This window comes from Roseomonas sp. E05 (genome assembly GCF_030063475.1).
Classification (GTDB): Bacteria; Pseudomonadota; Alphaproteobacteria; order Acetobacterales; family Acetobacteraceae; genus Pseudoroseomonas.
The window spans coordinates 357,261-379,504 of sequence record NZ_JASIRT010000002.1; the positions used below are offsets into that span (position 1 = coordinate 357,261).

Below are 22,244 nucleotides of genomic sequence, written 5' to 3' on the forward strand. Positions count from 1 at the left end.
CAACGAATCCCCGCTTCGCAGCGTAGAGGGCGGCGACGAAAGCGTCGCCTTTGCGCCAGCGGGAAGGATTCGGGCCTTGAAGGCAAGCATGCACCCCCTTTCGGAGCCGCCGGCGGCGGACCCGAATGCCTCGAACGGCGAAGCGTGGCGCAAGCGCCAGCGTCCGGCCTATCACCCGGAAGAGGGGGGTGGCGACCGGTCGGAATGGACGAGCCTGGCCAAGGCGGCTTTCCTCGTTCTGCTGCCTGTCGCGATGCTTGCGCTTCTGTTGAGCCACTGAGCCTTGCCGGCGGCCGGTGGCGCTGCCCCGGCCGTCACCAGGGTGCCGAAGTTTGCGGCAGCGCAAGGCGCGCATTTGAAAATTCATGGAAGGTGCTCCATCTGCGCCTCTTGGCGTGAGATGGGGCGCGCCTGTATGGTCCGGCCGCCCTTGGGGGCGCTTCGTTCCGTTGCGCCCCCTCGGTTGGGGGATCGAACCAATGCTGGTAACTTTGCCGCCCGACTATCGGCCGTCCGAAAACGAAGAGTTCATGAATCCCCTGCAGCAAGAGTACTTCCGCCAGAAGCTATTGCGGTGGCGTCATGACTTGCTGCGGGAGGCGGGCGACACGCTGGCCAGTCTCAGCGAAGGCGGGATTGCCGAGGCGGACCTGACCGACCGGGCAAGCGTCGAGACTGATCGTGCGCTGGAGCTCCGCACCCGCGACCGTGCCCGCAAGCTGATCACCAAGATCGATCAGGCCCTGGAGCGGTTGGAGAACGGCACTTACGGCTATTGCGAGGAGACTGGCGAACCCATCGGGCTGCGCCGTCTGGAAGCCCGGCCCATTGCCACCCTGTCCATCGAGGCGCAGGAACGCCACGAGCGGATGGAGCGCGTGCACCGCGACGACTGAGCGGTGCGGGCTCCATGGCCTGCCGCGCCCCGCCGGAAGGCCTGGGCGTGCCAGCCTCCTGCCCGGGATCTGGCCGATCCCGCGGCCTGGGCGCGGGCCGAGCGGGTTCATCCCCGCCGGCCGGCACCCCTGAAGCCGGCGCCCTGGCAGGCTGGCCAGTGGCTAATTTCGTCTTAGCGCTTGCATTCAGGGCGCATCCGGTGCATCTGCCGGCCCGACGGTGGGCGCGGTGAATCGCTTCGGCGAACGCCGCCGGCCCGCTGTGTTCCGGGAGCCTGTTCGGCCATTCGGCGGCAACGAGGCGGGAAGGGGTTCGCTCCTCCCCGCAGTTCGGATTTGGGCCGCGAGTGGCGCGATGGCTTTCCCGGGGCAGCCAAGGTAAGGTTCTGGCGAGCACGCGGGACGGGACGCCGCGCTTGACTCGCATCGCTTTGTTCCCGCGCGGCTCGCGCCGCGACGCGTATGGAGGCCCCCCGTGGCGCGCACCCCGCTCGAGAAGATCCGCAATATCGGTATTACGGCGCATATTGACGCCGGCAAGACGACGACGACCGAGCGGATTCTGTATTACACCGGCAAGTCGCACAGGATCGGTGAGGTCCATGAGGGCAACACCACCACCGATTACATGGAGCAGGAGCGTGAGCGTGGCATCACGATCACCTCCGCCGCCGTGACCGCCGAGTGGAAGAACCACCGGATCAACGTCATCGACACGCCGGGCCACATCGACTTCAACATCGAGGTGAACCGCTCGCTGCGCGTGCTCGACGGCGCCGTGTTCATCATCGAGGGCGTGGCCGGCGTGCAGCCGCAGTCCGAGACGAACTGGCGCCTGGCCGACCGCTACAACGTGCCCCGCATCATCTTCATCAACAAGCTGGACCGCACCGGCGCCGACTTCTATCGCGCCGCCGCCACGCTGACCGAGAAGCTGGGCATCAACTGGCTCGCCCTGCAGCTGCCGATCGGCATCGAGGACACGCTGAAGGGCGTGGTCGATCTGGTGACGATGAAGGCGCTGATCTGGGAGGGTGACGAGCTCGGCGCCAACTACCACGAGGCCGAGATCCCGGACGACCTGAAGGAGAAGGCGGCCGAGTACCGCCAGACCCTGCTCGACACCGCGCTGTCGGTCGATGACGCGGCGATGGAGGAATACTTCGACAAGGGCGACGTCTCGGTCGAGACCCTGAAGCGCTGCATCAAGCGCGGCACGATCGACGGCACCTTCCGCCCGGTCTTCTGCGGTTCGGCCTTCAAGAACAAGGGCGTGCAGCCGCTGCTGGACGGCGTGGTCGACTACCTGCCAGCGCCGACCGACGTCGCCGGTATCAAGGTGGCGCTGGAGGAAGGCCAGGAGGAGGATCCGGCGAACCCGGCCCGCATCATCCCGGCCCGGGAAGACGCCCCCTTCGCTGCGCTGGCCTTCAAGATCATCAACGACAAGTATGGCAACCTGACCTTCGTCCGGGTCTATGCCGGCGTCATCCGCTCCGGCGACACCTTCATGAACACCACGAAGGGTCACAAGGAGCGGATCGGCCGCATGTTCCAGATGCACGCCGACAAGCGTGAGGAAGTGAAGGAGATCTACGCCGGCGACATCGTCGCCATCGTGGGCCTCAAGGACACCGGCACGGGTGACACCCTGGCCGACGCCTCCGACCCGGTCGTGCTCGAGCGCATGGCCTTCCCGGTCCCGGTCATCGACATCTCCGTCGAGCCGAAGACCAAGGACGGCGTCGAGAAGATGACGCTCGGCCTGCAGAAGCTGGCCGGCGAGGACCCGTCGCTCCGCCTGAAGACCGACCAGGAGACCGGCCAGACCATCCTGTCCGGCATGGGCGAGCTGCACCTCGAGATCATCATCGACCGCCTGCGCCGCGAGTACGGCGTGGACGCCAACATCGGCGCGCCGCAGGTGGCCTACCGCGAGACGATCACCAAGTCGCACACCGAGATCTACACCCACAAGAAGCAGTCGGGTGGCTCGGGCCAGTTCGCCGAGGTGAAGATCACCTTCGAGCCCAAGGAGCGGAACGAGGGGATCGAGTTCGTCAACGCGGTCGTCGGCGGCTCCGTGCCGAAGGAGTACATCCCGGCGGTCGAGAAGGGCATCAAGGTGCAGGCCGACACGGGTGTGCTCGCCGGCTTCCCGACGGTGGACTTCAAGTACACCCTGACGGACGGCAAGTACCACGACGTCGACTCCTCGGCCCTGGCCTTCGAGATCGCCGCCAAGGCCTGCTTCCGCGAAGGCATGAAGAAGGCCGGCCCGGTGATCCTGGAGCCGATCATGGATGTCGAGGTGACCACCCCGCAGGACCATGTCGGTGACGTGGTGGGCGACCTGAACCGTCGCCGCGGCATCATCCAGAGCCAGGACATGGCGGGCACCTCCGTCATTGTCCGCGCCCATGTGCCGCTGAAGGAGATGTTCGGCTACATCTCCAACCTGCGTGGCATGACGAAGGGCCGTGCGTCCTTCTCCATGCAGTTCCACCACTATGATCCGGTGCCGCGCAACGTTGCGGACGAGATCATGGCGAAGAGCGCCTGAGGCATCTGGTGCGGCTCCGCTGGCAGCGTGGCCGCATCGAAGATCCGGAGCCCGGAGCCGACGAGGCCAGCCGGGCCCTGGAATGGATTGGTTGTGACGACGCGGGCGATCCCATCGCCCGCGTCGTTCGCATTCGGGGGCCGGTGTTGTTCCGCTGGCGGCTGCGCCATGCCGTGGCGCTGGATGACGAGGCGCGCGTCGTGGAACTGCGGCCTGCCGTGCCGGAGGGCCGCTGGCTCGTGGTGGTACGGGACCGCGTGGTCGGGCGAACGCGCCTGCCGCTCGACGGGGTGCGTCGGGCTGAGGCGCTGCTCGGCCGCGGCGGCGAGGCGTCCTCGCGCTCCTAGAGCATTTTCACCTGTTCCGATGGTGCCATCGGAACGGGATCTGCTCTAGCGGACCTGCTTCAATCGGGCAGGCAGCGGATGATGTCGCGATGGCCGCGCGCCAGGACCGGCCGGGTGCCGGCCGGGCAGGCGGCCATGGCCTCGCGTTGCGGGGCAGGCAGGCCGTTGTCCCAGGGGCTGCGGTCCAGGCCGCGGTCGCAGCGGCCGGGTACGCCGCGCACCGGGGCACCGCCGTGGGGGCAGAGCCAGCGCCGGATCGCCTCGAGCTGTGCGGCGTTCGGGCGGCGCGACGGTTCGGCCGGCGCCGCCGGGGCGCTCTCCGCCGCCAGCAAGGTCAGCGCGGCGCAGAAGATGCGGCAGAGCCTCATATGCGGCAGCCTTAGCATCATTTCGCTTCCGCGTCGCCCTGTGGGCTTGCCCCTTGAAGTCCTGCCCGGATGCCGCAACATGGAGACCATGGACCCGCGAGCCGACCAACGCCCCGTTCTGGACATGACGCCTGAGGGCGAGTTCCGCGACCCTGCGCCGCGGCAGGCCACCTGGCTGGACCGCGCGCTGGCGCGGCTGGGGGGCGTCGCTGTGCTGGTGGCGCTTGTCGCCGCCGGGGTGGTGGTGGCGGGCATCGCGGTGGCTTTCCTGGCGCTGGCCCTGCCGGTGGCCGTGGTCGCCGGGCTGGTGGCCTTCGGAAGCCTCTGGTGGCACGCCCGGCGCGGCACGGCGAGGGGCCGTAGCTTCACTTTCGTCATGCGGCGCTAGGCTGGGCGCGGCCTAGCCCCCGTTGAGCTGCGCCCCGCGCTGCCGGTAGGTCAGCGCCTCGGCCATGTGCGTGCGCAGGATGCGCTCCTCTCCCGCCAGATCGGCAATGCTGCGGGCCACCCGGAAGCAGCGGGTGAAGCCGCGATTCGACAGGCCCAGTTGCCCTGCGGCACGCTCCGCCAATGCCAAGGCCTCCGGTGCTGCCGTTGCGGTCAGCCTGTCCAGCGGCGTCTCGGCGTTGCTGCGCGGCCCCTGCGGCCCGCCGCGCCGTGCCTGCAGCGCCCTTGCCTCCGCGACCCTGCGCGCGACCGCCGTGCTCGGCTCCCCGCTTGGCGCGCGGGCCAGTTCGCCCGGGGCAATGGGCGCCATGCCGATGTTCAGGTCCATCCGGTCGAGCAGGGGACCCGAGATGCGCGCCTGATAGGCCTCCCCGCAGCGCGGGGCGGAGCCGCACTCCCGCGTGGCATTGCCGAGATGGCCGCAGCGGCAGGGATTCATCGCCGCCACGAGCTGGATGCGGGCGGGATAGGTGACATGGGCGCTGGCGCGGCTGATGACGCATTCGCCGCTCTCCAGCGGCTGCCGCAGCGCCTCCAGCGCCGGTCGCGGGAATTCCGGCAGTTCGTCCAGGAACAGCACACCGCGATGCGCAAGGCTGACCTCGCCGGGCCTGGCGCGCGGCCCGCCGCCGACCAGCGCCGCCTGGCTGGCGGAATGATGCGGATTGCGGAAGGGTGGCCGAGTGGAGATGCGGCCACCCTCGATCAGTCCCGCCACGCTTCGTACCAGACTGACCTCCAGTGCCTCGGCAGGGCTGAGGTCCGGCAAAAGGCCCGGCAGGCGCGCGGCGAGCATGGACTTGCCGGCGCCGGGCGGACCGTTCAGCAGCAGATTGTGTCCGCCCGCCGCCGCAATCTCCAGCGCGCGCTTGGCGGTTTCCTGTCCCTTCACCTCGGAGAGGCACGGGCTCTCCGCCCGCTCCGGCGCCAGCCGAGGCGGCAGCGGGGCGGTCATCACCTGCCGGCCGGTCAGATGGGCGATCAGCTGCCGCAGATCCGTGGCGGCGAGGATTTCGACCGAGCCGGCCCAGGCCGCCTCGCTCCCCTGGGCGCCGGGGCAGATCAGTCCCAGCCCGCGTGCCGCCGCGCCCAGTGCGGCAGGCAGGATTCCGGCCACCGGGCCGATGGCGCCGTCCAGCGCCAGCTCGCCCAGCGCGGCGAAGCCGGCCAGCTCCTCTGCCGGCACCACCTCCATGGCGGCCAGCACGGCGAGCGCGATCGGCAGGTCGAAATGCGAACCTTCCTTGGCGAGGTCCGCAGGAGCGAGGTTCACCAGCACCCGCTTCGGCGGCAGGCTGAGGCCGAGCCCGTTGAGGGCGGCCCGCACGCGCTCGCGGCTCTCGGCCACCGCCTTGTCCGGCAGGCCGACCACCGTGAAGGCGGGCAGGCCGCTGGCGATCTGCACCTGCACCTCAACCGGCAGGGTCTCGATTCCCGAAAAGACGAAGCTGGCGAGGCGTGCGATCCGCATGCCACAGGGGCGTAATGAGTCCCGCGCGCCTTTTCAACGGGAAGTTGAGCGTGGTTCAGCGGCCCCAGGCTGCCAGGAAGCGCTCCAGCAGGGCACCGATCACCCCGACATTGTAACCGCCCTCCTGCACCACCACCGTGGGCAGGCCGAGGGCGGAAAGCCGCTCGGCGGCGCGGGCGAAGCCGTCGGAGGTGACGCGGAGGAAGCTGAGCGGCTCGTGTTCGGAGGCGTCGAAGCCGAGCGGCACCACCAGTGCCTCGGCGCCGAAGGCGCGCGCGCGGGCGGCGGCGGTTTCGATCGCCTCCAGCCAGGCGTCGTCGGCACTGCCCTGTGGCAGAGGAAGGTTGAGGTTGCAGCCGGCCCCCGCGCCGGCGCCCTGCTCGCCGGCATGGCCCACATACCAGGGGTAGTAGCCGGAGGGGTCGCCATGCACGGAGGCGGTCAGCACATCCCCTCGCTCCCAGAAGATGCCCTGGGTGCCGTTGCCGTGGTGGGCGTCGATGTCGATCACCGCCACGCGCGCGGCGCCCGCGCGGCGCAGCGCCTCGGCGGCGAGGGCGCTGTTGTTGACGTAGCAGTGGCCGCCGGCGCGTGCGGCATAGGCGTGGTGCCCGGGCGGCCGGCTCAGCGCATAGGCGCAGCCGCCCTGCGCCGCGATCTCGGCCGCCGCAAGCGCGCAACTCGCGGCGGAGCGGATCGACTCCCAGGAACCGGGGCCGATCGGGCAGGCGGTATCCGCCGTGTACCAGCCGGTTCGGCCGATGATGGCGGTGGTGGGGGTGGCGCCCTGGGCCAGCATCTCGGGCGAGGGATGCATGTTGGCCACCACCTCCGGCCCCTTTTCCGGCAGCGCGGCCCAGGCTTCCGCCGCCTCGGCGAGGAAGGCGATATAGCCGGCGTCATGCACCGCCGTCAGTGCTTCGGGCGCGACCAGAGGCGGGGTTTCGACGGTGGCGCCCATGCGGTGCAGGGCGGCGAGCAGGGCCTCGGCCCGCTCGGGCACCTCGAAGTTCCGGCGGACCTGGCCGCGCTGGAGGAAGAACTGCGGCGTGTGCCGCGACTGGTCGGGGTGAGCGAGGGCGCGCATGGGAAACGAGGCTAGGCTCACCGCCTGGCCTTGTCGATCCGGTGGAAGCAAGGCTAGCGTTCCTCCCAGGGAAGTTTCATCGGGAGACAATAACAATGGCTCTTTCACGTCGCGGCCTCATGGCCGCAGCGGCCGCTACCCCTTTCCTGATGCGCGTCGAGGACGCGCTGGCGCAGGGCATCCAGCCCAAGCGTGGCGGAACCCTCAACACCATCGTCAACCCGGAACCGCCGGTCCTGCATGTCGGCGTCAACAACCAGGCGCCGACGCTGATCGTCGGCGGCAAGATCTTCCAGGGCCTCCTGCGCTACAGCGCCAAGCTGGAGCCGATGCCGGAGCTGGCGAAGCGCTGGGAGGTGAGCCCGGACGGGCTGGAATACACCTTCCACCTCCAGGAGAACGTCAGGTTCCACGACGGCAAGCCGATGACGGCCGAGGATGTGGTCTTCTCCATCATGAAGTTCCACATGGAGCTTTCGCCGCGTGCCCGCGGGGTCTTCGCGCGCATCAAGGAGGGCGTCGCCGTCGATCCGCAGACGGTGAAGTTCACCCTCTCGGCGCCCTTCGAGCCCTTCCTGCTGATGTTCGACGTGACCGTCTCGGCGATCGTGCCGAAGCACCTGTTCGAGGGCCAGGACTACCGGCAGGCGCCGGCCGTGCAGAAGCCGGTCGGCACCGGGCCGTTCAGGTTCGCCGAGTGGCAGCGCGGCAACTTCATCCGCCTGGAGCGCTTCGACGGCTACTGGAAACCGAACCAGCCCTATCTCGACGCCATCATCTACCGCGTCATTCCCGACAGCCAGTCGCGCCGCCTGGCGCTGGAGACCGGGCAGGTCATCCTAACCCAGTCGAACGACATCGAACCTTTCGACGTGCCGCAGATGCGCGCGCAGCCCAACCTGGAGGTTCAGACGGCAGGCTGGGAATATTTCGGCCCGCTGATGTGGGTGGAGCTGAACCATCGCGTCAAGCCGCTCGACGATGTGCGGGTTCGCCGCGCCCTGGCGCATGCGGTCAACCGCGACTTCATCGCGCAGCGGCTCTGGTTCGGCATCGGCAAGCCGGCGACCGGGCCGGTCGCCAGCACCACCCGCTTCCATGAGCCCGGCGCCAAGATGCCGGCCTATGACGTCGAGGCCGCCAAGAAGCTGCTCGACGAGGCCGGGCTGAAGCCGAACGGGCAGGGGGTGCGCTTCGCCATCAAGCACATGAGCCTGCCCTATGGCGAGGTGTTCACCCGGCTCGCGGAGTTCCTGCGGCAGTCGCTGCGGCAGGTCGGCGTGGACCTGCAGCTGGAGAGCGTGGATGTCGGCACCTGGGCGCAGCGCACCGCCAACTGGGACTTCGACACCACCATCAACTATCTCTACCAGTACGGCGATCCCACGCTCGGCGTGGAGCGCAGCTACGTCTCGACCAACATCAAGAAGATCCTGTTCTCCAACGTCTCGGGCTACGCAAACCCGAAGGTGGACGAGCTCTTCACCGAGGCGCGCGATGCCGCCGATCCAAAGCAGCGCCAGGCCTCCTTCAGCGCGGTGCAGAAGATCCTGGTGGAGGACGTGCCGCTGGTCTGGCTGATGGAGATGGCCTTCCCGACCATCCATGACAGGAAGCTGCACAACGTGATCACCTCGGGCGCGGGCGTGCACGCCAGCTTCGACGACGTGTTCCTGGCCTGAGCAGGCATGGAGCCATCCCGGCTGCCCGCTTTCCTGCTGGGCCGTGTCGTGAAGGCGGCGATCGTGATTCTCGCGATCGTCGTCTGCAACTTCTTCCTGATCCATGCCGCGCCGGGAGACCCGGCGAGCATCATCGCCGGGCAGTCCGGCGCCGCCGACGCGCGCTTCCTGGCGCAGCTCCGCGCGCAGTTCGGGCTCGACCAGCCGCTCTACGTGCAGCTCTGGCTCTATCTGAAAGGCGTGCTGACGCTCGATCTCGGCTTCAGCCATCGCCAGCAGATGTCCGTCGCGGCGCTGCTCTGGGACCGCTTGCCGGCAACCCTGCTGCTCACCGGCGCCGCCTTCGTCTTTGCGCTTGTCATCGGCGTCAGCATGGGCGCGCTGGCAGCACGCCGGGTCGGCACCTGGTCGGATTCGCTGATCACCGTGCTGGCGCTGGCCTTCTATGCCACGCCATTGTTCTGGGTGGGGCTGATGCTGGTGCTGCTGTTCAGCGTCACGCTGGAGTGGCTGCCCTCCTTCGGCATGGCCTCGGTTGGGGTGGAGATGTCCGGCCTCGCGGCGGTGCTGGATGTCGGTGAGCACCTGATCCTGCCGGGGCTGACGCTCGGGCTCTTCTATGTCGCGGTCTATGCCCGGCTCACCCGCGCCACCATGCTGGAAGTGGCCGACCAGGATTTCGTCAAGACGGCGCGCGCCAAGGGCGTGCCGGAGGGGCGCATCCTGCGGCGGCACATCCTGCGCAACGCGCTGCTGCCGGTCATCACCTTCGCCGGCATCCAGGCCGGGCAGCTCATCGGCGGCTCCATCCTGGTGGAGACGGTCTTCGCATGGCCGGGCATCGGCCGCCTCGCCTTCGAGGCGCTGCTGGCGCGCGACTACCAGGTGCTGATGGGCGTGTTCTTCCTGACCAGCGTGATGGTCGTGCTGTTCAACCTGATCACCGATCTGCTCTACGCCATCGTCGATCCGCGCGTGGAGGTGTCCCGATGAACAGCTTCTGGCGCAATTTCGCGCGCAACCGCGGCGCGGTGGTGGGCCTCGTCATCCTGCTGCTGGTGATCGCTCTGGCGGTGCTGGCGCCGGTGCTCTTCCCGGGCAGCCCCTGGGACATGGTCGCCGCACCCTTCGCGCCACCGGGCGAGATGGGCATGCTGCTCGGCTCCGACAGCCTCGGCCGGGACGTGGCCGCAGGCATCGCGCATGGCGCGCGGGTCTCGCTGCTGGTGGGGGCGGTCTCCACCGTGGCGGCGCTGGCCATCGGCGTCACGCTCGGCGCGGTCGCCGGCTATCTCGGCGGGCTGGCGGACGAGGTGGTGATGCGCTTCACCGAATTCTTCCAGACCATCCCGAGCTTCGTGCTGGCGATCCTGCTGGTGGCGATCTTCACGCCCACCATCCAGTCCATCGTCTTCGCCATCGCCGTGGTCTCCTGGCCGCCGGTGACGCGGGTGGTGCGGGCCGAATTCCTGTCACTGCGCTCGCGCGAATTCGTGCAGGCGTCGGAGGTGCTCGGCAAGTCCCGGCTCTCCATCGTCATGGGCGACATCCTGCCGAACGCGCTCTCGCCCATCGTCGTGCTCTCCTCGCTGATGGTGGCGACGGCGATCCTGCTGGAGAGCGCGCTCTCCTTTCTCGGGCTGGGCGATCCCAACATGATGTCCTGGGGCTTCCTGATCGGCTCGGGCCGCAGCGTCATCCGCATCGCCTGGTGGATGAGCGTCTTCCCCGGCATCGCCATCTTCCTCACCGTGCTGTCGCTGAACCTGGTGGGCGAGGGACTGTCGGATGCGCTGAACCCGCGCCTGGCGCGCAACCGCGGAGGCGCGGCATGACCCGGCTGCTGACCGTCGAGAACCTCACCGTCGGCCTGCCGCGCGGCGCCGACCGGCCGAACGCGGTGGAGAACCTCTCGTTGCATCTGGATGCGGGCGAGATCCTCTGCGTCGTCGGCGAAAGCGGCTCGGGCAAGTCGATCACCGCCAACACGGTGATGGGGCTGCTGCCAAAGGGCCTGCCGGTGAAGAGCGGCCGCATCACGGTTGAGGGTGAGTCGCTGCTCGACCTCTCGGCCGAGGAACTGCGCGAGCGGCGCGGCGCCCGCATGGCCATGGTGTTCCAGGAGCCGATGACGGCGCTTAACCCGCTGATGCGGGTGGGCGACCAGATTGCCGAGGCTCTGGCCGTGCATGGCAAGGGCGGCGAAGCGAAGGCCCGGGTGCCCGAGTTGCTGGAGGCGGTGAATCTGCCCGATCCGGCGGCCATCGCGCGGATGCACCCGTTCCGCCTCTCCGGCGGGCAGCGGCAGCGCGTGATGATCGCCATGGCGCTGGCGCTGGAGCCGGCGCTGCTGATCGCCGACGAGCCGACGACCGCGCTCGACGTCACCACGCAGATGCAAATCCTGCACCTGATCCGCGAGATCCAGCAGCGGAAGGGTATGGGCGTGATGTTCATCACCCATGACTTCGGCGTGGTGGCGGAGATCGCCGACCGTGTGGCGGTGATGCAGCACGGCCGTGTCGTCGAGGAAGGGTCGGCGGCGGAGATCCTGAACGCGCCGAAGCATCCCTATACCCGTGCGCTGATCGCCGCGGTGCCGCATGGCGCGGCGTCCGACCGGCCGCCGATCCGCCCGGCGCCGGTGCTGGAGATGAAGGGCGTCACCAAGACCTACCAGCGCGGCGGATGGTTCGGCGCGCGGGCGGTGGTGAAGGCGGTGCACGACGCCGACTTCGTCCTCAACAAGGGCGAGACGCTGGGGCTGGTGGGCGAGAGCGGCTCGGGCAAGTCCACCCTGGCGCGCTGCGTGGTGCGGCTGGTCGAGCCGGAACAGGGAGAAATCCTGTTCCACGGCGCCGATCTGCGGCCGCTCTCGCGCCAGGGCTGGCTGCCCTATCGCAGGCGCATCCAGATGGTGTTCCAGGACCCCTACGGCTCGCTCAACCCACGCCGCAGCGTAGGCCGGGCGATCACCGAGGGGCCCATCACCCATGGCGTGCCGCCCGCCGAGGCGCGCGCGCGGGCGCTGGAGCTGCTGCGGCTGGTGCGGCTCGATGAATCCGCCATGGACCGCTACCCGCACGAGTTCAGCGGCGGGCAACGGCAGCGGATCGGCCTGGCGCGGGCGCTGGCGATGCAGCCGGAACTGCTGATCGCCGACGAGCCGGTCTCGGCGCTCGACGTCTCGGTGCAGGCCCAGGTGCTGGACCTGCTGGCCGAGATCCGGCAGCGGCTCGGGCTCACCATGCTGTTCATCACGCATGACCTGCGGGTGGCCGCGCAGATCTGTGACCGGATCGCCGTGATGCAGCGCGGCGCCATCGTCGAGCAGGGGCCGACGGCGGAGGTCTTCGGCGCGCCGAGGCATCCTTATACCCGCGCCCTGCTGGACAGCATCCCCGGACGGGGCTGGACTCCCCCCGTACTGACCGAATCCGCGTGAAGGACCGACCCATGCCCCAACTCGACCCCGGCATTCGCCGCGCCATCCTCGATGCCGTCGCGGCGCTGGAAGGGGAGGCCGTCGCGGCCCTTGAGCGGCTGGTGCGCTGCCCCTCCACTCTGGGCAACGAGGCCTCCGCCCTGGAGGAGATGGCGCGCAACTACCAGTCGCTTGGCCTCGACCCGATCCGTATCCCGACGGTGCCGGCGAAGCTGGCGGAGCATCCCGGCTTCTCGCCGCCGCTGATCTCCTACGAGGGGCGGGACAACGTCGCCGCCGTCTTCACACCGCGCGAGAGGAAGGGGCGCTCCCTGGTGCTGCAGGGGCATGTGGACGTGGTGCCGGAAGGCGCCGCCGATATCTGGCAGACCCCGCCCTACGAGCCCTCGATCCGCGATGGCCGCATGTACGGCCGCGGCGCCGGCGACATGAAGGCGGGCGACATTGCCAATGTCATGGCGTTCCGCGCGCTGCAGATGGCCGGGCTGCAGCCGGCGGCCGAGGTGCAGTTCCAGTCGGTGATCGAGGAGGAATGCACCGGCAATGGCGCGCTGGCCTGCATGCTGGCGCTGCCGAAATGCGATGCCGTCATCATCCCCGAGCCCGGCCCGGGCGTGGAGGGCCTCTACACCGCCGAGGTCGGCGTCATCTGGGCCTGGGTGACGGTGACGGGCCGCCCCGTGCATGTGCGGGACATGCAGGCCGGCGTGAACGCCATCGAGGCCGCCTATGTCATCTCCCAGCGCTTCAAGGACTACGAGGCGGAGATGAACCGGGCGGAGAACATCCACTCCAGCTTCTTCGGCGTGAACCATCCGGTGAACGTGAATTTCGGCACCGTGCAGGGCGGCGAGTGGAACAGCTCCGTGCCCACCCGCGCCAAGATCGGCCTGCGCGTCGGCATCATGGTCGGCAACACGGCGAAGCGGGTGAAGGCCGATATCGAGCGCATCGTCGCCGAGGCCGGCGCGGACGAGCGGCTGCGCGGCACCAAGCTGCAACTGGAATTCGCCGGCTTCATGGCCGACCCCTGCGTCTTCGACAAGGAGGCGCCCATCGTGCGGATGGTGCAGCGCCACTTCGCCGAGGCGAACGGCCGCGAGCTGCGCGACTATCCGGCTTCCGGCCTGACCGACGGGCGGTTCTTCACCCTCTACCAGGACACGCCGGTGGCCTGCTTCGGGCCGGACGCGGATTCCATCCACGGCATCGACGAGAGCGTCAGCCTGGAGAGCTTCCACGCCACCACGCGGACGATCGCGCTGACCATGGCCGAATGGTGCGGAGTGGAAAAAGCATGAGCGGAACCAACCTGCCCGTCTCCGGCGCCCGGCTATGGGACAGCCTCATGGAGATGGCGAAGATCGGCGCCACCTCGAAGGGCGGCTGCAACCGGCAGACCCTGACCGACCTGGACGGCCAGGCGCGCGCCCTGCTGCAAGAATGGGGCGAGGCGCTGGGCTGCACCGTCACGGTGGACCGCATCGGCAACATGGTGCTGCGGCGGGAGGGCCGGGACCCCTCGCGCCCGGCCGTGGCCATCGGCAGCCACCTCGATACCCAGCCCACCGGCGGCAAGTTCGACGGCGTGCTGGGCGTGCTGGCGGGGCTGGAGGTGCTGCGCGCCCTGCACGAAGCGGGCATCGAGACCGAGGCGCCGGTCGTCCTGATCAACTGGACCAATGAGGAGGGCGCCCGCTTCTCGCCGCCGATGATGGGCAGCGGTGTCGCCATGGGCCTGTTCGACGAGGCCGAGGTGCTGGCCAAGACCGACCCGGCCGGCGCCGTCTTCGGCGAGGAATTGCGCCGCATCGGCTGGCAGGGCGAGGCCGATCCGGCCGCCTTGCAGTCGCTCGGCGCCTATTTCGAGCTGCATATCGAGCAGGGGCCGCTGCTGGAGACCGATGGCATCCCGGTCGGCATCGTGGACAGGGCGCTGGGTCAGCTCTGGTTCGACGTGACGGTGACGGGCGAGGAGGCCCATGCCGGCTCCGCCATGGGGCCGCGCCGGGATGCCATGGTGGCCGCCGCCATCCTCGTGCAGGCGGTGGAGGAGATCGCCCTCGCCGCTGGCGGCGACGGGCGGGCCACGGTCGGCCGGCTCACCGTCGCGCCGGACAGCCGCAACGTGGTGCCCTCCCGCGTCTGGTTCAGTGTGGACCTGCGGCATGGCGACCCCAAGGCCCTGGCCCGCATGGGCGAGGCGCTGGAGGCCCGCGCCGAATCCCTGGCCGCCGAGCGGGACGTGGAGATCGCCGTGGAGCGCTTCTGGGAGTTCCCGCTGACGCCCTTCGACCCGAAGCTGATCGAGGCGTTGCGGCAGGCGGCGCAGGGCCGCAACCTGCCCTGGCGCACCATGCCGACCGGCATCGGGCATGACGCCGTCTATCTCGCGCGGCGGGTGCCCACCGCGATGATCTTCTGCCCCTGCGAAGGGGGCATCAGCCACAACGAGGCCGAATCCATCACCCCCGAATGGGCCGAGGCCGGGCTGGTGGTGCTGGCCGATGCCGTGCTGGCCACCGCCGGCCGGGCAACCGGAGAGTAAAGACGTATGCGCATCGCCCTTGGCGGCTTCCTGCACGAGAGCCACTCCTTCGCCCCGCGCCCGACCACCTGGGCCGAGTTCCAGCACCCCGGCGGCTTTCCGCCCTTCCAGCGTGGCGAAGGGCTGCTCGACGCGCTGCGCCCGACCTCCGTGCCCTCTGCCGGCGCCATCGCCGAGGCGGAGAGGCGCGGCTTCGAGCTGGTGCCGCTCGCCTGGTGCTTCGCCAACCCGGCCGGTCCCGTCACCGAGGAGGCCTTCGAGCGGATCAGCGCCTGCATCGTCGCCGACCTCGCCGATGCGCTGGATGCCGGCCCGCTGGACGGCGTCTATCTCGACCTGCACGGCGCCATGGTGGCCGAAGGCTACCCGGACGCCGAGGGCGAGCTGCTGCGCCGCGTGCGTGCGGTGGTGGGGCCCGAGATGCCGGTGACGGCCAGCCTCGACCCGCACTGCAACCTGACGGCGCTCATGGTGCGCATGGCCGATGCGCTGGTGCCCTTCCGCACCTATCCGCATGTGGACATGAAGCAGGCCGGCGCCCGCGCGATGGAACTGCTGGCCGAACGCATCGCCCGCAAGGCGCCCTGGGCCCGCGCCTTCCGTCAGCTCGATTACTGGATGCCGCTCACCGCGCAATGCACCATGGTCGAGCCGATGGCGGGGGTGATGGCGACGCGGGCCGATCTTGCGGAGCGCGAAGGGATGGCGGAGCTCGCCTTCTGCTTTGGCTTCCCCTATGCCGATTTCCCGGATTGCGGCGTGGCCCTGGCTGCCTTCGCCGCCGATCCCGCCGCTGCCGAGACCGCCGCCGACGCCCTGGTGCAATACCTCCAGCAGCGCGAGGCGGATTTCGCCGGCGGCGTGCTCCCGGCCTCCGAGGGCGTCGCCGAGGCGATCCGGCTGGCGAAATCCGCTCAGAAGCCGATCGTGCTGGCCGACACGCAGGACAATCCCGGCGGCGGCGGCCATGGCGACACCACCGGCCTGCTTGCCGAACTGGTGAGGCAGCAGGCGCCCGCAACGCTCGGCATGATCAACGACGCCGAGAGCGCCGCTGCCTGCCATGCTGCGGGCGAGGGGGCCGAGCTCGCCCTCCGGCTCGGCGGCAAGTCGGATGGCGCGCCGCTGGAGGTGACGGCAAAGGTGCTGCGCCTCTCCGATGGCCGCTTCACCTGCACCGGGCCGATGAGCGCCGGCAACCCGGCCGATCTTGGCCCTTCGGCGCTGATCGGCATCGGGCCCGTGAAGGTGATCGTGGTGAGCCGCAAGATGCAGGCGCATGACCAGGCGCTGTTCCGCCAGATCGGCGTCGAGCCGGCGGCGGAGAAGATCCTGGCGCTGAAGAGCAGCGTGCATTTCCGCGCCGACTTCCAGCCGATCGCGGAGAAGGTGCTGGTGGTCGCGGCGCCGGGACCGGTGCTGGCCGACCCATCCTCGCTGCCCTTCCAGCATCTCCGCCCGGGGCTGCGGACCAGCCCGCGCGGGGGCTAGGCAGGAAGGGCCGCGCTGGCAAGGCATTGGCCTTGTTTCCGCGGGCCGGCGATGCCGTGTTGAGGCTGCCCCGGAGCGCCGCCTGAAAGCCGCGGCCAGTACTGCGGCTTTCTTTTGCCCAGGACAACCTCTTGCCGCTCGTGCGATGGTTGTGTTTCGAGGCCGAAGCTCGCGACAACCCAAAGGAATGGGGAGAGCAGACCGTGCTGCACGCGTCCCGCTTCCGCCCGCTCCGGCGTCGTGTTCCTGCCTATGGCCTGGCCATCGTGGCGGTCCTGCTCGCGCTCGCGGGGCGCCTTCTGCTGGCGGGGGTGCTGCCACCCGCCGGCTTTCCCTTTCTCACCTTCTTCCCGGCCGTGATCCTGGCGACGCTGTTCGGTGGCATCGGCCCTGGTTTGCTGGCTACCTTTCTCAGCACCGCAGCGGCCAAGTACTTCTTCATGCCGGCGCTGGGCAGCTTTGCCTTTGTCACGCCGGCTGACGCCATTGCCCCGGCCTTCTTCGTGGCGGTCCTGCTGGTGAACTGCACCATCATCCATGTCATGAGCACCTCGCTGATCCGTGTGGCCGAGGAGCGCAGACGCGTGGCGGAGTTGTCGGCGGCGCGCGGTGCGCTCGCGGCGGAGCTGGAGCTCCGGCTGGATGAGCTGAAGCGGGCGGTCGCGGCGGGGGAGCGCGCGCGTGCGGAGCTTCTCACCAAGGAGGCGCGGTTCCGCGACCTTGCCGAGGCTTTGCCCGCCCTGCTCTTCATCACCGCGCCGGACGGGGCCAACACCTACGTCAACCGGCGCTTCCAGGATTATACCGGGCTGCCGGTGGAGCTGTTGCGCGGCAACGGTTGGCTGCGGGTCATCCACCCCGAGGACCGCGCCCGCGCCGCCGAGGTCTGGAGCGGCGCCGTTGCGGGCGGCGGAGCCTACGTCGCCGAATACCGCTTTCGCCGCCATGACGACACCTGGCGCTGGTTCCTGGTGCGTGCCGAGCCGGAGCGCGGCCCAGCCGGACGCATTTTGCGCTGGACCGGCACCTGCACCGACATCGACGACCAGCGCCGCGCCGAGGCCGCGCTGGTGCAGAGCGAGGCGCGGCTGCGCTCGGTGGTGGAGACGGCGGCAGATGCCATCATCGTCGCCAACGGAAGCGGGCACATCGTCTCGGCCAACCCCGCCGCACTGCAGATGTTCGGCTATGACAGGGCGGCCGACCTCATCGGGCACGACCTGGGTGTGCTGATGCCGCACAGCGAGGCGGTGCGGCATGGCGGCTACCTCGCAGCGCACCGCCACGGCAGCGCCGCCACCCCGGCACCCGCGAGGGCTATCGGAGTGCCCGGGCGCGAGCTGATGGCGCTCCGCCGCGACGGCACGCCGTTTCCCATCGAACTTTCGGTCGGCTCCTTCGCTTCGGGGGACGAGCACTTCTTCACCGGCGTGGTGCGCGACGTGACGGAGCGCAGGCGGGCCGAGCAGCTGCGCGCGATGCTGGCGCGCGAGGTTGACCACCGGGCCAAGAACGCCCTCGCGGTCGCGCTGTCGCTGATCCGGCTGACGCCGCGCGAGGATGCCGGGCATTTCGCGGAGTCCGTCGAGGGGCGGATCGCCGCGATGGCGCGGGCGCACTCGGTGCTGGCGACGCAGAAATGGGTGGGCGCGGATCTGCGCACCCTGGCGCTGGGCGAGCTTGCGGCCCATTCCGGGCGCGTCTCAGCCTCCGGGCCGCCGGCCTATCTTGCGCCCGAGGCCGTGCAGGCGGTGGCCATGCTGCTGCACGAACTGGCGACCAATGCCGCGAAGTATGGCGCGCTCACCCGGCCGGGCGGCCAGGTCCGGCTCGCCTGGGCCTTCGAGGCGAGCGGAAGCCTGAGCCTTGCATGGTCTGAGCGCGGCGGCCCGGCCGTGCAGGCACCGCCCCGCCAGCGCGGCTTCGGCTCCCGGCTGGTCAGCACGCTCGCGGCACAGCAACTCGGCGGGTCCGTCAGCTGGAACTGGGAGGAGGCGGGGCTGACCTGCGCCGTCGGCATCGCCGCCCGGTTCCTCAGGCCATTCGGCGAGGCGCAGGAGGCGGATGGCACGACGCAGGCGAACTCCGCGGAGGCAGCGCCGGACGCTCCTCTGGCGGCGCCCATCCTCGGAGCTGCACACCCGCGCATCCTGCTGGTCGAGGATGAGGCGTTGCTGGCGATGGAACTCGAAGGCACCACACGGCAACTCGGTTACGAGGTGGTCGGCCCGGCCAGGACGCTCGCCGAGGCGGTGCGGCTCGCCTCCACCGAGCCCGACCTCGCGGCGGCGGTGCTCGACGTCAACCTTGGCAGCGGGGACTATTCCTTTCCCGCCGTGGATATCCTGCAAACCCGTGGCGTACCCTACATCTTCGCCACGGGCTATGGCAGCTCGCGCTCGATGCAGGGGCGCGAGCACGGTGCCGCGGCCGTGCTGATCAAGCCCTATCCGCGCCAGGCCCTGGCCGAAGCGCTGGGTGCGGCCCTGCGCCGGAGGGCGGCGAATGAGCCGCCCGCCCCTCACGCACAGCCGTCCAGTGGTGATCCGGGGACGGACTGAGCTGCGGGAAAGGAGCGCCGGGCCGGCTCCTGATGAGCCTCAGCCCGCCGGCTGCAGATGGATGCGCTGCATCACCTTCGCATCCACCGCCTCGCGCGAGTAGAGCAGCGGCACATACTCGCCGCGCGACCAGTGTGGCGCCAGGTCGGCATAGTGCGGCGAGGCGGGATCGCCCGACTGGCCGGGCGCGTTGATGCAGAGGCTGCCGTCCCAGGCCCCCACATCCATGACCAGCCGCACCGAGGCGCCGTAGTTGCAGCGGAAGTCGCTCGGGCGGTAGCCCGTATGCATCGGTGTGCTGGCGCTGCCGCCGATGGGAAAGGAGCCGACATCGAAATTCGCCGTCTCCGGCGTCAGGCCGGTCAGGGCGTGGCTGAAATAGCCCTTGTGCAGCCGGCCCCAGGACCATTCGGAGGGCGAGAGGCCCATGCGCTCGCCGCAGTCGCGGAAGGCGGTGATCAGGCATTCGGCCAGCAGCGCGTCGCGCGCGGCGGCGGGATCGGCGCCGAAGCGGGCATCCGGCTGCTCCAGCACCTGCAGCAGGCTTTCGGTATCCTGCGGCACCAGCAGCGGCCGCAGCGCGGCGTCCGGCACCAGCGCCGCCAGCAGGCGCGGCTTCAGGTGCTTGGTCATGAAGACCTCGAACAGCGCGGCGGCGGGGCTGTCGGCCTCCAGGCGGTGGTCCCAGTCCTCCAGCAGCAGCTGCGCCGCCCAGAGCTCCGGGGCGCTGCCGCGCGGCAGGGCGGCCAGCAGGGCGCAGAGGCGGCGGGCGGGCAGGGAGGTCACGTCGGTCTGCAGCGCGGTGCAGTCGGCCAGCGTCAGCAGCGGCCCGCGGGTCAGCGCCTCGCGGATGCGGCGGGCGCGGGAGGGCTCGGTCCACTCATAGCCATAGGTCTTGGTCGCGTGCGGCCAGTCTGGCGGCAGGTTCATCTCGTTGGCGCTGTGGACGAAGCCCTCCAGCGGGTCGATGCGCCAGGGATGCTCCGCCGGGTCGAGCAGGCCGGACCACTCGTAGCGCCCGTCGCCCGGCACCGGCAGCAGCCCATCCCAGTTCGGCCGCTGGGGCGCGTAGCCGGCCGGCGTCCAGGCGACCGTGCCGCTGGTATCGGCATAGACCTTGTTCACCGAGGGCGTGCCCCAGCGCGCGACTGCCGCGCGGAACTCCTCCAGCGAGCGGGAGCGCATGGTGGAGAGGCTGGCGAGATAGGGCGCCGAGCCCGGCAGCGACCAGACCGTGCGGATCGCCACCGCCCGCCCCGCCGCAGCGTCCCGCGCGATGACCGGACCATGCCGGGTGAAGCGCAGTTCCAGTTCCTGGTCCGGGTGGCCCTTCACCGCGAAGCGCTCGGTGGCGACCTCCATCGCCGCCCAGTCGCCGTTGTAGCGGTAGCGGTCGCCCTCGGTCTCGTAGACGTAGACGTCCTCCTGGTCGGCGCCGTGGATGGTCAGGGCGAAGGCGGCGGTGCCGTTATGCCCGATGGAGATGCCGGGCACCGCCGGCTCGCCGGCGCCGATGGCGTTGAAGCCGGGACTGTCGAGATGCACGATGTAGCGCAGCGAGGGCGCGGCGTGGGCGCGGTGCGGATCGCTGGCCAGGATTGGCCGGCCGCTCTCGGTGCGGCTGCCATGGATGGCCCAGTTGTTCGAGCCCTCCATCTCGGCGCCCTGCACCACCTCGCCGAGATCGGTCAGGCTGCTCCAGCGGCGCCAGTCCTCCAGCGGCGCGGCAAGGCGCTCGGGCGAGAAGGTGACGGCGGCGGTGGCCAGCTTGAAGGTGGCGAGGCACTCCGTGCCGAGGCTGGAGAGGTCGAGCCCCTCGGCCCGCACCGGCTCCTTCATCGGCTCCAGGTTCTTGCGCAGCAGGTCGGTGGCGAGATCGGCGCGGGAGAGCACGACGGCGCGCAGCACTTCCGAGAGGGCGTTGCGCGTGAGCGAGTGGCTGCGGATGCGCACCACGTCCTCCGCCGCCCAGCGCGCCGGGCGGGTGCCGAGGGCGCGGAACTCGGCGGGCAGGCGCCGCGGCTCGGCCTCGGTAAGCGTGACATAGGCGCTGATGCCGGCGACGAAGGCCTCGCAGATGGCGCGGGCATCGGGCGCATAGGCCTCGAACTCGGCCTGCATGTCGCCGCGGTAGAGGAAGAGGCGGGCGGCGCGGTCCTGCGCCAGGTAGCCCGGGCCGAAATCGGCGGCGAGCAGGCCGAGGCCGCGCTTGCGCCAGAGGTCGATCTGCCAGAGCCGGTCCCGCGCCGCGTTGAAGCCCTGCAGGAAGAAGAGGTCATGCTCGTTCTCGGCGCGCAGGTGCGGGATGCCCCAGCGGTCTACATGGATCGAGGCCGGCTGCTGCAGCCCCTCCAGCGCGATGGTTTCCTCGAGAGGGGCAGGCTCGGTCATCGGGCAGGGCTTCCCTGGTGGCGCGAAAGGTGGGGAGGCTAGAAGCGGCGCCCGCGTGACGCAATGCAACCGGCGGCCGGGCGGGGGGAAGGACTTTCCCGGCTGACAGAAAAAGATGAGGGGTTCGGGGAGAATTCCTTCTCCCCGGCCTTTTCTTTCATCCCAGCCCCCGCCCGCCGCCGAGGGCGCGCGCCGCTTCCAGCGCCAGCGGCGCGAATCGCGCGGCGAAGCGATCGGCGGGCCATTCGGTGAGCGAGCCGGCGATATGCACCGCCGCGACAGGCTGCCCGGTCCGCTCCAGCACCGCGGCGCCGACCACCACCTCCCCCAGCAGCATCTCTTCCTGCACCAGGGCGAAGCCCTCGCGCCGGGCGGCCTCGATGCGAGCCAGGATGGCGTCAGGGTCGAGCAGCGTCTTGGGTGTGGCGGGTCGCAGGTCGGCGCGGGCCAGCATGGCCTCCACCTCGGCGCGCGGCAACTGCGCCAGGCAGGCGCGGCCACCGGCGGTGCTGAAGCTGGTCAGGCGCCGCCCGGCCAGGGTGGCATAGAAGGTCTCCCGCTTGCTCTGGCGGCGCACGGCGTAGACGATGGTCTGCCCGTCGAACAGGCTGAAATCCACGCGCTCCCCCGTGCTGCGCTGCAACTCGATGATCAGCGGCGTGGCCCGCTCGATCAGGGGCCGGCTGCGCAGGAAGTCGAAGCTGCGGTCGAGGATCCGGCGGCCGGGTGTGTAGCCGCGGCCCTGCGCCCCCCGCTCCAGGTAGCCGAGCTTCAGCAGGGTGTGCGCCATGCGCTGGGCGGCGCTGCGGTCGATGCCGGCGAGGGCGGCCAGTTCGTTGAGGCTCAGCTCCCCCGGCCGCTTGCCGAAGGCTTCCAGCAGCGCCAGCCCCTTCTGCAGGGATTGCACGAACAGTCGGTCCTCCGGCATCCGTCGCCTCCTCGTCCGC

Annotated in this window: 18 protein-coding genes; 13 read left to right on the top strand and 5 right to left on the bottom strand. The window is 70.1% G+C overall.

Going from position 1 to position 22,244, the window contains the following annotated elements:
- Positions 1–76: 76 nt before the first annotated feature.
- The 4 genes from QMO56_RS04115 to QMO56_RS04130 all read left to right on the top strand — a co-directional run bounded on the left by QMO56_RS04115 (position 77) and on the right by QMO56_RS04130 (position 3,806).
- Positions 77–280, top strand: a complete 204-nt coding sequence (locus QMO56_RS04115; protein WP_283523759.1) for a hypothetical protein — start codon at positions 77–79, stop codon at positions 278–280.
- 199 nt (positions 281–479) lie between these two features.
- Positions 480–896: an RNA polymerase-binding protein DksA gene (gene dksA, locus QMO56_RS04120; protein ID WP_283523760.1), complete on the top strand. Its 417-nt coding sequence runs from the start codon at positions 480–482 to the stop codon at positions 894–896.
- A 475-nt stretch (positions 897–1,371) separates the two neighbouring features.
- Positions 1,372–3,459, top strand: coding sequence for an elongation factor G (fusA, locus tag QMO56_RS04125; protein ID WP_283523761.1), 2,088 nt, complete (start codon positions 1,372–1,374; stop codon positions 3,457–3,459).
- Positions 3,460–3,467: 8 nt separating this feature from the next.
- Positions 3,468–3,806, top strand: coding sequence for a hypothetical protein (locus QMO56_RS04130; protein WP_283523762.1), 339 nt, complete (start codon positions 3,468–3,470; stop codon positions 3,804–3,806).
- Between the two features lie 59 nt (positions 3,807–3,865).
- Here QMO56_RS04130 and QMO56_RS04135 read toward each other — a convergent pair whose 3' ends face one another.
- Positions 3,866–4,174 (bottom strand): hypothetical protein, encoded by a 309-nt coding sequence (locus QMO56_RS04135; RefSeq protein ID WP_283523763.1) that lies wholly within the window; start codon positions 4,172–4,174, stop codon positions 3,866–3,868.
- A 79-nt stretch (positions 4,175–4,253) separates the two neighbouring features.
- On the opposite strand from QMO56_RS04135, the gene QMO56_RS04140 reads away from it, so the two are divergent.
- Positions 4,254–4,562, top strand: a complete 309-nt coding sequence (locus QMO56_RS04140) for a hypothetical protein (protein ID WP_283523764.1) — start codon at positions 4,254–4,256, stop codon at positions 4,560–4,562.
- Between the two features lie 12 nt (positions 4,563–4,574).
- Here QMO56_RS04140 and QMO56_RS04145 read toward each other — a convergent pair whose 3' ends face one another.
- Positions 4,575–6,092 carry a YifB family Mg chelatase-like AAA ATPase gene (locus QMO56_RS04145; protein WP_283523765.1) on the bottom strand — a complete coding sequence of 506 codons (1,518 nt, stop codon included), beginning with the start codon at positions 6,090–6,092 and terminating at the stop codon, positions 4,575–4,577.
- A 55-nt stretch (positions 6,093–6,147) separates the two neighbouring features.
- Positions 6,148–7,179 (bottom strand): histone deacetylase family protein, encoded by a 1,032-nt coding sequence (locus QMO56_RS04150; protein ID WP_283523766.1) that lies wholly within the window; start codon positions 7,177–7,179, stop codon positions 6,148–6,150.
- Positions 7,180–7,274: 95 nt separating this feature from the next.
- Here QMO56_RS04150 and QMO56_RS04155 point away from each other — a divergent pair, with 95 nt between their 5' ends.
- The 8 genes from QMO56_RS04155 to QMO56_RS04190 all read left to right on the top strand — a co-directional run bounded on the left by QMO56_RS04155 (position 7,275) and on the right by QMO56_RS04190 (position 18,906).
- Complete coding sequence (locus QMO56_RS04155) at positions 7,275–8,861, top strand: ABC transporter substrate-binding protein (RefSeq protein WP_283523767.1); 1,587 nt, start codon at positions 7,275–7,277, stop codon at positions 8,859–8,861.
- Between the two features lie 6 nt (positions 8,862–8,867).
- Positions 8,868–9,854: an ABC transporter permease gene (locus QMO56_RS04160; RefSeq protein ID WP_283523768.1), complete on the top strand. Its 987-nt coding sequence runs from the start codon at positions 8,868–8,870 to the stop codon at positions 9,852–9,854.
- Entirely contained in the window at positions 9,851–10,696 is an 846-nt protein-coding gene (locus QMO56_RS04165; protein ID WP_283523769.1) for an ABC transporter permease, read from the top strand. The genes QMO56_RS04160 and QMO56_RS04165 overlap by 4 nt, the downstream gene beginning before the upstream one ends.
- Complete coding sequence (locus QMO56_RS04170; protein ID WP_283523770.1) at positions 10,693–12,306, top strand: ABC transporter ATP-binding protein; 1,614 nt, start codon at positions 10,693–10,695, stop codon at positions 12,304–12,306. The genes QMO56_RS04165 and QMO56_RS04170 overlap by 4 nt, the downstream gene beginning before the upstream one ends.
- 11 nt (positions 12,307–12,317) lie before the next feature.
- Positions 12,318–13,607, top strand: coding sequence for an ArgE/DapE family deacylase (locus QMO56_RS04175; protein WP_283523771.1), 1,290 nt, complete (start codon positions 12,318–12,320; stop codon positions 13,605–13,607).
- Positions 13,604–14,854, top strand: a complete 1,251-nt coding sequence (locus QMO56_RS04180) for a Zn-dependent hydrolase (RefSeq protein ID WP_283523772.1) — start codon at positions 13,604–13,606, stop codon at positions 14,852–14,854. The genes QMO56_RS04175 and QMO56_RS04180 overlap by 4 nt, the downstream gene beginning before the upstream one ends.
- Before the next feature lie 6 nt (positions 14,855–14,860).
- Positions 14,861–16,345 carry a M81 family metallopeptidase gene (locus QMO56_RS04185; protein WP_283523773.1) on the top strand — a complete coding sequence of 495 codons (1,485 nt, stop codon included), beginning with the start codon at positions 14,861–14,863 and terminating at the stop codon, positions 16,343–16,345.
- A gap of 203 nt (positions 16,346–16,548) precedes the next feature.
- Positions 16,549–18,906: a PAS domain S-box protein gene (locus tag QMO56_RS04190; protein WP_283523774.1), complete on the top strand. Its 2,358-nt coding sequence runs from the start codon at positions 16,549–16,551 to the stop codon at positions 18,904–18,906.
- A 39-nt stretch (positions 18,907–18,945) separates the two neighbouring features.
- Here the strand turns inward: QMO56_RS04190 and QMO56_RS04195 are convergent, their stop codons facing one another.
- Positions 18,946–21,297 (bottom strand): penicillin acylase family protein, encoded by a 2,352-nt coding sequence (locus QMO56_RS04195; RefSeq protein ID WP_283523775.1) that lies wholly within the window; start codon positions 21,295–21,297, stop codon positions 18,946–18,948.
- Between the two features lie 157 nt (positions 21,298–21,454).
- Positions 21,455–22,225: an IclR family transcriptional regulator gene (locus QMO56_RS04200; RefSeq protein ID WP_283523776.1), complete on the bottom strand. Its 771-nt coding sequence runs from the start codon at positions 22,223–22,225 to the stop codon at positions 21,455–21,457.
- Between the last annotated feature and the right edge of the window lie 19 nt (positions 22,226–22,244).

Excerpts from the sequence above, each read along its gene's own strand:
- dksA (WP_283523760.1), top strand. The coding sequence starts at position 480 with ATGCTGGTAACTTTGCCGCCCGACTATCGGCCGTCCGAAAACGAAGAG.
- QMO56_RS04135 (WP_283523763.1), bottom strand. The coding sequence starts at position 4,174 with ATGAGGCTCTGCCGCATCTTCTGCGCCGCGCTGACCTTGCTGGCGGCG.
- QMO56_RS04140 (WP_283523764.1), top strand. The coding sequence starts at position 4,254 with ATGGAGACCATGGACCCGCGAGCCGACCAACGCCCCGTTCTGGACATG.
- QMO56_RS04145 (WP_283523765.1), bottom strand. The coding sequence starts at position 6,092 with ATGCGGATCGCACGCCTCGCCAGCTTCGTCTTTTCGGGAATCGAGACC.
- QMO56_RS04150 (WP_283523766.1), bottom strand. The coding sequence starts at position 7,179 with ATGCGCGCCCTCGCTCACCCCGACCAGTCGCGGCACACGCCGCAGTTC.
- QMO56_RS04155 (WP_283523767.1), top strand. The coding sequence starts at position 7,275 with ATGGCTCTTTCACGTCGCGGCCTCATGGCCGCAGCGGCCGCTACCCCT.
- QMO56_RS04160 (WP_283523768.1), top strand. The coding sequence starts at position 8,868 with ATGGAGCCATCCCGGCTGCCCGCTTTCCTGCTGGGCCGTGTCGTGAAG.
- QMO56_RS04165 (WP_283523769.1), top strand. The coding sequence starts at position 9,851 with ATGAACAGCTTCTGGCGCAATTTCGCGCGCAACCGCGGCGCGGTGGTG.
- QMO56_RS04170 (WP_283523770.1), top strand. The coding sequence starts at position 10,693 with ATGACCCGGCTGCTGACCGTCGAGAACCTCACCGTCGGCCTGCCGCGC.
- QMO56_RS04175 (WP_283523771.1), top strand. The coding sequence starts at position 12,318 with ATGCCCCAACTCGACCCCGGCATTCGCCGCGCCATCCTCGATGCCGTC.
- QMO56_RS04180 (WP_283523772.1), top strand. The coding sequence starts at position 13,604 with ATGAGCGGAACCAACCTGCCCGTCTCCGGCGCCCGGCTATGGGACAGC.
- QMO56_RS04185 (WP_283523773.1), top strand. The coding sequence starts at position 14,861 with ATGCGCATCGCCCTTGGCGGCTTCCTGCACGAGAGCCACTCCTTCGCC.
- QMO56_RS04195 (WP_283523775.1), bottom strand. The coding sequence starts at position 21,297 with ATGACCGAGCCTGCCCCTCTCGAGGAAACCATCGCGCTGGAGGGGCTG.
- QMO56_RS04200 (WP_283523776.1), bottom strand. The coding sequence starts at position 22,225 with ATGCCGGAGGACCGACTGTTCGTGCAATCCCTGCAGAAGGGGCTGGCG.